The organism is Bacteroidia bacterium, assembly GCA_027493955.1.
Classification (GTDB): Bacteria; Bacteroidota; Ignavibacteria; order SZUA-365; family SZUA-365; genus JAOSJT01.
The window spans coordinates 3664066-3676914 of sequence record JAOSJT010000001.1 but is presented as its reverse complement, the minus strand read 5'-3'; the positions used below and the strand labels follow the sequence as shown (position 1 = coordinate 3676914).

10 protein-coding genes and 1 tRNA gene are annotated in these 12849 nt (G+C 56.7%); 4 read left to right on the top strand and 7 right to left on the bottom strand.

The features are described 5' to 3' along the window. Positions 1-348 precede the first annotated feature (348 nt). Entirely contained in the window at positions 349-1083 is a 735-nt protein-coding gene (locus M5R41_14060) for a hypothetical protein (protein ID MCZ7557519.1), read from the top strand. An 8-nt stretch (positions 1084-1091) separates the two neighbouring features. Here the strand turns inward: M5R41_14060 and M5R41_14055 are convergent, their stop codons facing one another. Both M5R41_14055 and M5R41_14050 read right to left on the bottom strand, forming a co-directional pair. After that, entirely contained in the window at positions 1092-2867 is a 1776-nt protein-coding gene (locus M5R41_14055) for a chloride channel protein (protein ID MCZ7557518.1), read from the bottom strand. A gap of 67 nt (positions 2868-2934) precedes the next feature. Next, on the bottom strand, positions 2935-4947 hold the full coding sequence (locus tag M5R41_14050; protein ID MCZ7557517.1) for a VWA domain-containing protein: 2013 nt from the start codon (positions 4945-4947) through the stop codon (positions 2935-2937). A gap of 315 nt (positions 4948-5262) precedes the next feature. Between M5R41_14050 and M5R41_14045 the strand changes: the two genes are divergently transcribed. Next, positions 5263-6213: a hypothetical protein gene (locus M5R41_14045; GenBank protein ID MCZ7557516.1), complete on the top strand. Its 951-nt coding sequence runs from the start codon at positions 5263-5265 to the stop codon at positions 6211-6213. Positions 6214-6287: 74 nt separating this feature from the next. Here the strand turns inward: M5R41_14045 and M5R41_14040 are convergent, their stop codons facing one another. Together M5R41_14040 and M5R41_14035 are read right to left on the bottom strand one after the other, a co-directional pair. Beyond that, positions 6288-6836, bottom strand: a complete 549-nt coding sequence (locus M5R41_14040; protein MCZ7557515.1) for an energy transducer TonB — start codon at positions 6834-6836, stop codon at positions 6288-6290. Between the two features lie 274 nt (positions 6837-7110). Next, positions 7111-7374 (bottom strand): NifU family protein, encoded by a 264-nt coding sequence (locus M5R41_14035; GenBank protein MCZ7557514.1) that lies wholly within the window; start codon positions 7372-7374, stop codon positions 7111-7113. A gap of 350 nt (positions 7375-7724) precedes the next feature. Here M5R41_14035 and M5R41_14030 point away from each other — a divergent pair. After that, positions 7725-7798, top strand: a tRNA-Ile gene (locus M5R41_14030). 48 nt (positions 7799-7846) lie between these two features. Beyond that, on the top strand, positions 7847-8488 hold the full coding sequence (locus M5R41_14025) for a hypothetical protein (GenBank protein MCZ7557513.1): 642 nt from the start codon (positions 7847-7849) through the stop codon (positions 8486-8488). A gap of 300 nt (positions 8489-8788) precedes the next feature. On the opposite strand, the gene M5R41_14020 is transcribed toward M5R41_14025, so the two are convergent. From M5R41_14020 to M5R41_14010, 3 genes are all read right to left on the bottom strand, one after another. Beyond that, positions 8789-9715 carry an RNA polymerase sigma factor RpoD/SigA gene (locus M5R41_14020; protein MCZ7557512.1) on the bottom strand — a complete coding sequence of 309 codons (927 nt, stop codon included), beginning with the start codon at positions 9713-9715 and terminating at the stop codon, positions 8789-8791. A gap of 285 nt (positions 9716-10000) precedes the next feature. Next, a complete protein-coding gene (locus tag M5R41_14015) occupies positions 10001-11764 on the bottom strand; it encodes a diguanylate cyclase (GenBank protein ID MCZ7557511.1) in 1764 nt (587 codons plus the stop codon). Between the two features lie 118 nt (positions 11765-11882). Continuing rightward, on the bottom strand, positions 11883-12767 hold the full coding sequence (locus M5R41_14010; GenBank protein MCZ7557510.1) for a tetratricopeptide repeat protein: 885 nt from the start codon (positions 12765-12767) through the stop codon (positions 11883-11885). Positions 12768-12849 lie beyond the last annotated feature (82 nt).

Sequence of the window (12849 nt, the reverse complement as noted above, 5' to 3'; positions counted from 1 at the left end):
CCGAGTCACGGGCAAAACCGCGTGGCTCCGGTCCCTCGGAAACGAGACATCCCGGTTCTGAAACGCGGCAGTCGTCACAGCCCCGATACGCTCCTGCCCCGGATGTATTTGTGAATTCGACATTGGATAAGATTTTTGCATGTGAAAATGAAACTTACCAGTTTCGAAACTTCAAGGCAACTTAAAAGAGAATGGTGCAGCACGGGAAGCGGCCCTCTCGAATTCTCCGCAAACAGATGCAACCCAAAATATCCGTCGCTCACCTTATCGCTATCGGGTAGTACTTCATCGCCGTTGCGAAGAATCCTTTTATATTACCGGAGTATATTCACCGACGCAACAGCATTCATGCCATCCGCAGCCTCTCGTTTCCGCAGCAATCTTGTGATCGTTCTGGTCGCGCTTGGGATCATCCTGTTGCTGGGCAACCTGTCGCCGCTGGGACTGGGATCGCTGTTGAGTACACTGCTCGTCTGGTGGCCGATGCTGTTGATCGTTCTGGGGATGGTGACGCTGTTACGTGGCGCCAGCGCACGGTTCAACCGTGCGCTCTTTTTCGTCGCGATGGGTGCTGTTCTGCAAGTCATGATGTTGGGATGGTTTCCCGCCGATATCCAGCGGTGGTGGCCGCTGTTTGCGCTGGTTTTCGGTCTGTGGCTGCTCGTTGTACAACCGAAGAACGCTGTGCGTCTCGCAAGCCTCACATCCGCAACCTTCCGTTACCGGGCGTTTTTGCAGGGAAGCAGGGTGTCCATCCTCACCCCGAGCTTTGTCGAAGGCAGCGTCCACGCGCGTCTCGCCATGGTGGAGTGTGATTTCTCCTCCGCCACTGCTTCGAAGTTTCCGCTGTCATTGTCGCTGCAGCTGCTCGGCGGAAGTATTTGTTTGGAGATACCTGAGACCTGGCGCATCGCATCGGATGTGAACATCACACTCGGGACACTCCGTGACGAACGCGATGTCGGGAATCCTCCCCTGCTTCCGGATACGCCCGAGCTGCACGTGAGCGGTTCTGTTCTGCTGGGGAGTGTCATCATCCGGGATGCGCAGCGTCACACGCAGGACGAGGTAGAGGAGAAGTAGCTCCCGGTTTACTGCTCTCTCGTCACCGAGCGTCGGTAAAAGGTGTGCGCCTCGGCGATGGTGACCAAGCCCACGGCGCGCTTGCTGCCGTCATCCGCCAGAACGGGAAGGACCGTCCAACCGTAATCATCAAACAATCGCAGTATCACGTCCAGCGTCGTTTCCTCGTACACCGGTTTGATGGACGTCACCATCACATCCGCCGCCACCAGCCCACCGATCATGTCGCGCTCGGTGATAAAGCTCCTCACGTCTTCGAATTCAATGAGACCGACGTAACGTTTTTCTTCATCGAGTACCAGCGCCGCTTCGTGCCGTGTACGCTCGAAAATGGCGAGCACGTCCTCCAGTGTGCTTGTCGGTGCAACGAAAGCCGCTCCGCGCTCCACAATGTCCGCGATGGGTATGGTGCTGAGCAGCGGCACGTAGGCGAAAGATCCGATGCGTGTGTCCGATTTCTGCAGCGACCAGGTGTAGATGGAGTTGTGGAAAAAGCGTTGGGCGATCACCGTGGCGATAATGGACGTCAACATCGCAGGCAGGACAATACTGTAGTCGTTCGACAGCTCGATCAGGATGAGAATGCCTGTCAACGGGGCATGCATGGTGCCCGCCAATATGGCACCCATGCCCGAAAGCGCATAGGCCGTCGGAGTATGGACCAGCTCCGGAAATACCGACATCATTGCCAGACCGAAAGCGGCGCCTATCGCCGCTCCACTCTTGAGCGCGGGAGCGAATACGCCGCCCGTGCCGCCTGAAGCCGTCGTGGCCGCGGTGTGCCACGGTTTAAGCACGGCGACCGTGAGCAGGAGCCAGATAGGCAACGAAGCGTGCAGCGCCTGATTCACCGGACGGTAGGTCTGTTCCATCATTTCCGGAAGGAAGAGGATGAAAATACCGGCGAAGAGGCCGCCCACGGCGGGGCGAATTACGGCCGGAAACATCTCCAACCGGTGGCGCTGCCGTTCGACAAACACCATCACGCGAGTGAAATACATTGCGGCAAAACCGATGACGATGCCGAGTGCCGCGAATAGCAGATACTCCTGCAGCTCGATATGAAAACCTGACGGAGCACTCACCAGGGTGAAACTCCCATAGGCATTGCGTGTGATGGCGGTGGCCGCAACGGCCGATACCACCACCGGTGTAAACGTCTTCAGGCGGAAGTCGCCCAGGATCACCTCCAGCACAAACATCACGCCCCCCATCGGAGCGTTGAAAATCCCGCTGATTCCGGCTGCGGCGCCGCAGGCGATCAACGTGCGACTTTGGTCCTGCGTCAGACGGAACATGTTCGCTATGCTCACCCCTACCGCCGCGCCCACATGCACGATGGGGCCCTCGCGTCCGCCACCACCGCCCGATCCGATGGAAAGCGCACCAGTCATCAGTTTTTGCAGTATCACTCGGCGCCTGATGCGTCCGCGTGCGAAGCGCGATGCGAGTATCACCTCAGGAACCCCATGGCCGGAAGGCTCCTGGAACACATAGCGCTGCAATAGTCCCACGAGCAATCCTCCCAGGGCGGGAACGAGCGGAATGAGAAAATACTGCCAGAACTCGTCTCGCTGCGAAAATGCGAACAACTTCAGAAATTGGTCGCCGGCGAACTCCACGGACCAGTTGAAGAGCAGTATGACCCCGCCAGTGGCCATGCCGATACCCGCCGCTATCAGAATGAGTATTGTTTCCCCTCGTGTAAAACGGCTGAGCCGCCTGCCGAGTTCACCAGGCTGTGCAAAGTACAGTCGGCTGAAGAGGTTCTGGATGCGTTGCATCGTGTGCTTTGCTTGCGGCATGACTTCCGTAACTTACGACGTCAGCGTCTTTATCCCAAAAACGACGTCATCGCAACAACACGACGGGAGTACTGTACAAAACCCCGCGCGCCTCGGCGGCCACGAGGTAGCGTCCGGCCGGCAACCCTTCCAGGTCGAAACGCACGCGCAGACCGCCGCCGGGCACTGCGCCGTGCAGCAGTGTCTTGAGCGGCCGCCCTTGCATGTCGAGCAACCGAATGTGGACATCTTCCATGTCCCGGCCGTCCGGAATCGTCAGTATCAGGTTCGCGGGCGCACCGGGAAGCAACGGATTGGGTGCGCTGCGCACCTGAAGCCCGCTGCTGATGCGACGGACAAAAAATTCACACCGACCGTCTTGCATGACCGTGATTTCCGGAAGCTCGCCGTCAAGCGGGCAGCAACGCTGCCAGAGTTCCGTGAACAAGACGCGTATGCGATGTGTCTGCGGAGTTTTATTCGGATTGCCACCAAAGGACAGCAGCAGCAACGTCCCCGACGTGTCTCTCGGGAGTGCGGAGCGGACGGACACATGCAGCGTATCACCCAGCTGCCGCCATTGTACGGCACCGCTCTCCATGACATCGCCTTCCACCACACCAAGAAATGCCGAACCCGTCGGGAGCAGCAGACTCAGGTCCGCCGTCATGGTAAGACCGTTTTCCAGACCACCTCGAATGACTACCGGCACCGTGAACGGTTCGTCGGCGGCGTACAAGCGCAGTGAGTCCAATCCCACCTGCAACGCCCGGAAACACTGGCAAATCAGCGTGGAGTCCGTGGCCGTGCTGAAGGTTGCCGGACATCCCTCGATTTGGATATCTCGTATGCTGAATCCCACGCGGCGGCTGCTGTCCGCCACCAAGGCTTTTATCGGAAATCCGACGACAAGCGATGTTGCCAAAGCCGGAATGATGCGGTTCAGAGTAAATCGCGTTGCACCCGGAGCGAGACGTTCCATTTTCACGATCTGGTTCTGCGTGATGGTCCCGAGACTGAAGGGCAGCAGCGGTACATCCACGAGTTTCTGGTCATAATCCAGAACGAAACTCATCGTCAGCGCAATTTCCCGCGAGGGCGCCGGACTGATGTGCACGAAGCCATAGTCGGTGGCCAGCGGTGTCAGTTCGTCCGGCACATCCACCCAGATGGCCATGCGGTCGGCCCTCGACGGACTGACCACCTGCAACTGCGCGACCGCGGTGTCGGAACCTTCGACAACCCGCACGAACAGGTTCCGTAACGTGTCCACACAATCCGCCGTGGTGTATTCACCTATGCAGCAGGGCTCTGTGATCAACGCCGCAATGGTCGCATACACCGTCGGTAAGTCGCCGGGACGCGATACGAAAAAGTGCGCTCCCCCTGTTTGCACGGCCATGCGTTCCATCAGATCACGGTATTCCGGAGCTATGTCAAAAGCGATGGTGTGCAGCTTGGAATTCGTGAGATTTGCCAATGCTATCACTTCATCGTCCGTTCGGGAAGAGAGATTGTCCTCGCCGTCAGTGATGATGACCGCATGGCGGTTCCCGGCACGAAAGGACAGTTCCTCCACACCCATATAGCTCGCATCGAACAGCGCGGTGCCGCCACTGGCCACCATGGCATTGAGTACCGTCTTGAGCAGATCCTTGTCGGTTGTGAAGTTCTGCACCATGCGCACGTCACGACCGAAAGTGATGATCGCCGCTTCGTCGTTGGGACCGAGACTGTCCACAAGCTGCTTGGAGGCCTCGATGAGCTTCGGCATGGCGGCGAAGATGGACCCACTATTGTCGAGCACCAGGACCACGGAATTGATGTCCGCTTTATCAGGGCAGCGCACGGACAGGGAACGGGGAACACCGTTTTCCGTAAGAAAGAAATTTCCGCTCGTCAGGCCGCGAAGTATCTCCCCGTCTCGCTCGACACACAGTTTGAAGGATACGCGCGGCAACCCACTGAAATCGACACTGTGTATATCCACGGACAGCGGCTGCCCCGCCGCAAGCTCGATGAGCAGAAAAGGAAGTACGAGAGGAAAAATCTTTCTGAACGACATTGTGGCAAAAGGCATAAGCGATCCGTCCTTGCTTTTCGGATGATCAGGCGGCACTGTGGACATTGAAAATCACAAACGTGGTAGTATAAGGAAATTCATCTTCTGATGTAATGCATTCCGGAGGGGACGACGACGGAAATTTCTGTAACGGATCGCCCCCACCCGCGTGTGAGAGGGTAAACAGGCCCCTTCGGGAAAAAAAAATCTCCGAAGCGCTCTTCTGAGGGAATTCTTTTTCGTTTCATGTGTCATCCATACGTACCGATTCGCCATGGTTGCCTTGCCATGGGTGAATACATCAACAAAAATCCTTTTCACAGGAGGAGAATCATGAAACGGATACACATGCTGGCACTCGTTCTGCTGCTCCTGCCGCTCACCGTGCTGTCTCAGACGTCGGATGAATTCGACAGTGACCGGCCGATTTCCGCGTGGACCTGGCTGCGCGAGGACGCGTCGCGATGGAAAATGCAACAGGATGCACTCGTCATGTATACGCAGGCCGGCGCATTGAACGGAGTGCTCTTCAACAACGTCCGGAACATGCTGCTGCAGCCCGTCACCCGGACGAGCGATGTGTCTTTCGAGACTGAACTTGGTTTCGATCCGTATTACGAGTACAGAAATGCCGGCATTTTGTACTACATCGACGACGACAACTACATCCGTGTCTCGCGCGGGATTTACGACGGGCACGACGACATTTGGCTGGAGTGGGAGGTGGCCGGAGTGACACAGTTTGTGTATGCCTCGTCATCGCAACCGATGATGTGTAAACTGATGCTGAGCATACTGAAAGACGGCGCATTTCGCGCTTCCTGGAGTCTCGACGGCAAGGACTGGAAGCACTTCGCACAACAGAGCATCGCATTTCCTTCGCGTCCTGCGATGGTCGGACTTCAGGCGGCAAACGGCGATGGCATGGCGGCAAGCCGTGTTCCAACCACCGCAGTGTTCCAGTACTTCCGAGTACACCTTTCCACTACCGTTTCAGCGGCACCAGCTGCCATGCAGTTCTCCGTCGGCATGCCACATCCTTCCCCGCTGCGTGCCGGACAGGTCGCCATGGTGGATATCCACATGAGTCATGCAGCATCGGTGCGATACAACGTCACAGATCTCCTCGGCCGCGAGGTAGCGCAAGCGGAGGAACTCGGTGTACTTCCGGCCGGCACGCAGAGCATGACCTTCCGCGTCGTACCGAAGACGCCCGGATTGTATCTGCTGCATGTCCATGCCGGAGATCAGCGGGTGACACGCCGTTTGGTGCTGCTGCGTTGAAACGAAATTGTATCGTTGAGCTGCGTTGAGGGAGGAGTGACAGACGCCTGTGGGATAACGAGTATCGGCGTCTGTCACTTCTTTTTTTGTTCCTGCTGTTCCTTGAGGCGCCGCAATTCCTCTTCCAGCTGCCGCTGTTCGGCTTCGAGCATTTCCTTTGCCCGCCGCAATTCCTCACGCTCCTTTTCGAGCTCCTCGCTGGATTTCGCCGCATCGTATTCGTCGCTCACTCTCCGCAGGCGAAACTCCACCGGAATGCTTACACGGGAAGCGACAGGCAAGCCGGATCTCTTCGCTGCCTTGAAATCACCGGCAACAACCGCATCCAATGCGGCGCTGTCCAACATACCATAGCCGCTGCCTTTTGTGACTTCGGCGTACGCGACATATCCCTTCTCGTCAATCCAGGCTGCGACGATGGCCACGCCTTCGATGTTGCGGGATGCGGCTGCCTCCGGGTAGCGCAGTTCCAGCGGCTGCTGCAGCTCCGCCGCCTGCTCCGTTGGCCGCTGCGTGCCGTCGAAGTCCGCTGGTTTATGGCCATACTTCAATTGCGCCGGTTGCGCGGGCAGCACCGGTGCGAGGAGAAAAATCAGGATGAGGACGAAAAATATCTGACGCATAGTTTTTCTCCTGGGACAGTCAGCTGCACAGCGGATGATGTCACTCTGCGTCCGGAAACCATTCCTCCCAAGAGGACACCCGCTCAATTCGGGTATGACACCGAGCCCGGTGGTTTCGGTCTCTGCGCTTCGTCGAGGGGCCACTCGGTTATCGTCGAAGCGACGGAGAAGCTTGTTGAAAGCAGCGGTCCCTGCGTGATGCCGAAGGGCCGATCTGATCACGCATCATGGCAAGGGATTTCCATCGCGGCGTACCGCGAGGACGTTCGTGTGTTTACGCCAGATAGGGATTCGCCGAGCGGGCGAGTTCCACTGATTGAATCTCCGGGAAGCGGCGTTTGAGAATGGTTTCCACGCCGCCCTTCAGCGTCATCTGCGCGGAGGGACAAGTGCCGCAGGCACCGGCGAGTTCCACGAACACGGTATTGTCCCGCATTTCGACAAAGGTGATGCTGCCGCCGTCGGCCTCGATGTACGGCCGGATATAGGTGTTGATAACTTCTTCGATCTGGGTTTCAAGCGTCGGTTGCTCTGACATTGATGCTCCTTGACTGAAAATCTCTCGTGCTCCAAAGAATAAAAGTACTCAAACCTCCGGCAATCCGCAATGCCGGAATCGGTATCCGGATGCCACCGCAACCGGACGTGGACTTCGTGAAGTCACACATTTGCCTTCGGGAAGGGGGTTTGGGGATGGGCTAACGTCCCGCTTTGAATGGAGACAGTCCACGTTGCCGTACCGAGCGTACAGCGAGTGCAATGTACATTCCGGAACCGATGGCTGAACGCGGCGGACCCGACCACCGGTCCAAACAGCGATGTGCCAAACAGCGATGCTTTGTCGAGATTGCATTTACACCGCATTCATGCTACATTAGATGTTCCCACGGGCCCTTAGCTCAGTTGGTTAGAGCGGCGGACTCATAATCCGTTGGTCGCTGGTTCAAGTCCGGCAGGGCCCACAGAAGCAAGGCAAGTAATCTTGTACAGCGAGCCGATCCCGCTTTCGCGTGACCGGCTCGCTTTCCTTTTGCACCCACCCGGGTGCGTGCCCGCTCGGTCTACTGCGAGGGTGGCACGTACTCCACTTTCGCCACATCGCCACCACCCTCTATGTTGAAAAAAGCGAGGACTTGCTTGTTAAGAAAGTCATCGGATTTCGGATCCATGAGATTGAGCCGATATTCGTTGATCAACATAATCTGCATCTTGATCCACTCGTTCCAGCAATCCTGACAGGCATGGGCGCGCAGGGAATCGCGTACGCTTCCCCGAAAGAATGCTGTTTTGACCACGGCTTCTTTTTCCTGGCCACAGCGGGAACATGTTACGACAGACACGAGGTATCTCCTTTTCTCATAAAACTACTCTTCAAGGTACGGATTACGCGACAGCGCGACAAAGATGCTGCCTGCGCAACGGAGGCAGTGCATAAAAAAGCCGGTGCGAGCACCGGCCATAAAATGATGATGAGTAAGCCGTCAGAAACCGATGCGTCGCAAGAGCGATTGTTCATCGGCATGTTTCACCGAGAAATTTCTGGACCGTGCCAGCAATATTGTGTCAAGCTGAACGTCCCTGATACTGCGCTGCTTCTCTTGATGTACTTTGTTCAGCAGTGCGACGGCGTGAATAGTGAATTTCTCGGATAACGGTAGCGGTACTCTCTTCATGCGGATCTCCAAGGTGGAACAACGGCAAACACAGGATTCAATAATATGCTTTGCCGGCGCCAATCTCAATACACGCATCTGTGCATGGACGGATTTTTGCCCTACTCTCCGTCTCGTAGCCTGCGAGGCCCTGGGCTCGTCCTAACGCCCTATTTCTGAGCATTCAATGAACCACCAGAAGGAGGAGCTGCCAACCGAGTCGGTAATTGCTCAATTCACGAATTCTGCGCTCCAAATTCTGCGTGCTCTGTCTTTTCTGCGAATTCTGCGTCTTGCGTGCTATCCGAGATAGGAGCGAAGCTGTTTGCTTCTGGAGGCGTGGCGCAGCCGCCTGATGGCCTTTTCCTTGATCTGACGAACACGTTCACGCGTGAGATTGAATTTCTCACCGATTTCTTCGAGCGTGAGTGAGTGGTCGCGGTCCAGACCGAAGTACAGACGGATGACCTCGGCCTCGCGTTCACTGAGTGTGGCGAGGGCGCGACGAACTTCCACGCGCAACGATTCGGTCATGAGCGTGTTGTCCGGATGCGGTTGGCGGTCGTCCTGAATCACGTCCAGGAGGCGGTTATCCTCACCCTGCGCGAACGGTGCATCCACGGAAATGTGCCTTCCGCTGATTTTCAGCGTATCGGCAACCTCGAACAGCGTCATATCCAGTTCCTCGGCGAGCTCGCTCGCGCTTGGTTCGCGCTCGTAGCTCTGTTCGAGTTCGCTGAATTTCTTGCCGATTTTGTTGAGCGCACCCACGCGGTTGAGCGGCAGTCGCACGATGCGGGACTGTTCGGCCAATGCCTGGAGAATGCTCTGGCGAATCCACCACACGGCATAGGAAATGAACTTGAAACCGCGGGTTTCGTCAAAGCGTTTCGCCGCCTTGATCAAACCGAGGTTGCCTTCGTTGATGAGATCCCCCAGCGAAAGCCCCTGATTCTGATACTGTTTCGCCACGGAAACCACAAAACGAAGGTTTGCTTTCGTCAACTTTTCGAGAGCAAGTTGTGAGCCGGGACCGGTGGCTTTGATCTTTTTGGCCAGCTCGATCTCCTCGTCCGGCGTCAACAGATCAACCTTGCCGATTTCCTGGAGATATTTGTCCAGCGATTGGCTTTCGCGGTTGGTGTACTGTTTCGAGATCCTCAATCTGTCACCTGAATATGAAGTGTACTGAATTGCGTGACTGCAGAGCGCACAATGCGGACACATGCAGCAGTTGCCCGCAAAGGAGGCAACATTTGCACGTGCAAAGAAATTCCACTACGCTGTACTCTCTTCGTCCTCCGGAGCAGGGTTACGAAGGAGAGCCTGTTTTCCCGGGAGTCTGCTCGGGTATGCTCATCCTCATCCGGAGCGGACCTTCCTGATGCCTGAAATGAAACAGGCCGGAAAGACCAAGCTGTAATATGCACCGTCTCTCTGACAATTTCAATCAAGTCTCAAAGCAATAGCGAAGGTCGCGGACTGGTGTGCGTGTAGCGGCTATGCGCGTCGTTACACGACTTTCACACAATTTCCGCCATCCGATACCGCTCTGTCCATCGCCTGTCGGGCAAGGCGCAGCATGCTGTCTATGTCCGTGCTCTGGCTCATGGTACAGCCGGCGATGCTCACGGAAGCCGAATAGGTGACACCGGCGTGCGATTGCACACTGCCGGCAATATGTTTGCGTATTTTTTCACCGCGAAGATATGCGTCCTCCGGTGAAGAATGCAGCAGCAACAACCCGAACGAGGTGCCATTGAAACGGCCGAAGACGTCGAAGCCGCGCAGATGTTCGCGCAGGCCTTCAGCGATGCGCTTGAGCATGGCGTCTATTTCGTGCCTGCCGTGACGCTGCAACAGCTCGTCCGGTTGATCGAGCGCAACGAGAAAAAACACTGCTGTACCGCCGTAGGCCTTGATGCGTTCCTGTTCCTCGGCGAGCCGCCTCAGCAGCAATGTACGGCTGGACGTGTGCGTCACCTCGTCAATAAGCAAATTTTTTCGTGTCAGTTCGTGTAAACGGGCGACTTCCAACGCCATGGTGGCCTGCAGAGCGATACGCCGCATGATGTTCAGATCCTGCTTCGCATACTGATGCGTTTCGCGATACTCCACGACCAGCAATCCGTACCAGGAGTGCTTGCTCACAAGCGGAACCGCGCAGATCTGTCCGAATGAATTGATCACTTCCTTTTCATGAAAACGATACACGGGTGGGGCGGGCGCATCTATGATAATTCCTTCAGGACTGTCGAGTGCGGGTCGGAGGACGGAATGTTCCAGTTGCACCTTGACACCTTCTGCGACGTAGGGAAGGTTTGCCGCCCGCGACAGACTGCGCACCACAGCCCATTGTTGCGTCTCGGGATTCTGAAGAATCACCGCAACGTAATCCCAGTCCATGATTTCCGTAAGTGCTTTCGCGGCCACATTCGCTATGCCGTACGAATCCTCAATTTCCTCGAATCCTTTGCGCATACGGTCGAGCACGCCGAGCATGCGCGAGTCGGCCGCGAGATCATGCTTCTGCGTATAGCTGCCCAGCAACAACGTGATCAATGCCCCTACCCTTCCGATGCTTGCGACAGTCTCCAGTCCGAAAGCATCTTCCGCACGACTGTCGGCGGCAATGACGGCCACGATTTCGCCGTTGAAAAACAGCGGCACGCCCACGATGGACCGTATTCCTTCCGGTGAATCATAATAGATGGCCACGTCGGATTCGGAACTGTGGCTCACTTCGGACACGATTTCGGGCTTTTCCACGCGCGCGATGCGGCTGAGCAAATCGGCTCCGAGTCCAAGTCGGCGTGCGGTGGTGAAATTCCGGCTATCCGTCACGAACTCGCCAATGATGATCTGCTCCCTGTCCATGTTGATCCAGTAGAGTCCCACAGTGTGCGCGAGAATATGCTCTTTCAGAACCCGCAGCAGACGATTCGTCAGGTAATCGAATTCCGCCCGCGGATCATCCTGCGGAAGCGCCTCAAGATCGAAACGGTACAATTCCTGCGGGATCGCAGGGGGAGAATCCACGCCGGACAAGGGAGGGACTTCCGCATACTGTGCGGAAGTTTCGGTGCTCGCCTCGGCACTCCGCGGTGCTTCCGCCTGCGGATCATCAGCGGCATCGGCTTCAATTTCGGTGGCTCCCACCGTACCGGATAATGTTTGGTAGAGCAGGAACGCCCCTGCGACAAAGATGACGCCGGCGATAATTCGTATGTAGAGGGGATCGTCGAAATAAATGAATACGGCTGCTGCTGCCAGCATGACCGCTCCGATGCCGATACTCGCTTTATTCACCGCGTGAATTCGTTAGTTATTGATTGAGACTCAGGGTAATGTGCAAAGTACATCGCCCGGAGCGAAAAGGCAAGGAAATGGGAGCTTACTCTCCAGAACCCGCAGGTGCATCTTCTTCCATATAATTGACACCCGCGCAGGTGTCGCTTTCCAGCACTTCGGGCATGCCAAGCTCGCGCCGGACGCTGCGTATGACGGAACGCAGACTGCTCATTGATGCCATGATGCCGGCATCGTTTTCCCGGCGGACGAAGCGACGTTCGGCCAAGGCGTACATATCGCGCTCGAGCCGTGCGAGCGTATCCGGATCGTTTCGGGGCGATGAGGCCGATATTTGGTCTTCCGTGCCCGGCGTCGCCTCTGCAGCGGCATCATGTGAACGCATGGCGTCACGAATGAGCTTCAGAGCGTCTATCCGTTCGGTGATGGGTTCGGCTTGTTCGAAACCGTACAGAACGGCGAGCCGCAGGGCGTCCTCGGCTTCTTCCAATCTGCCGAATACCGCAAGTGTGAGTGCAAGATTGGCGTGTACGAGTGGATTGCCGGGTTCAATGTCAACCGCCGCCTGAAGATACTCGAGCGCATTACCGGGATCGCTGCGCTTGAGCGCCAGCGAACCGAGGGAGATCAGCGGCGCCGCCTTGGCGTTGTCGAGACGATACGCGGTTTCGAACGCCTCCCGCGCGTCATCTTGCCGGTCCAGCTTCATACAGATGATGCCGACGTTGTTCCAGGTGCGGGCGGATTCCGGATTGCTCTCCAGAACCTCTTTCAACGCAGCCAGGGCTTCGGCATACCTTCCGAGTGCATCGAGAGCCGCCGCAGCACGAAAAAGCAGTTCTTCCCGGCGTCCGGTATCGGTGATCATTTCCAGTGCCTCGACGTAGCGGGAGGCCGTTTCTTCGTACTTCTTCTCTTCGTATGCGCGCATGACGCTTTCGTAGAGGTCGCTCATACGCTGTATGTCCACTTCGTTTCCATGCTTTGAATATACACCCCGCGCCAGTCCCGGAGCAACGCGACGCCCTGCGAAACTCCACCGCCCCGCTGCA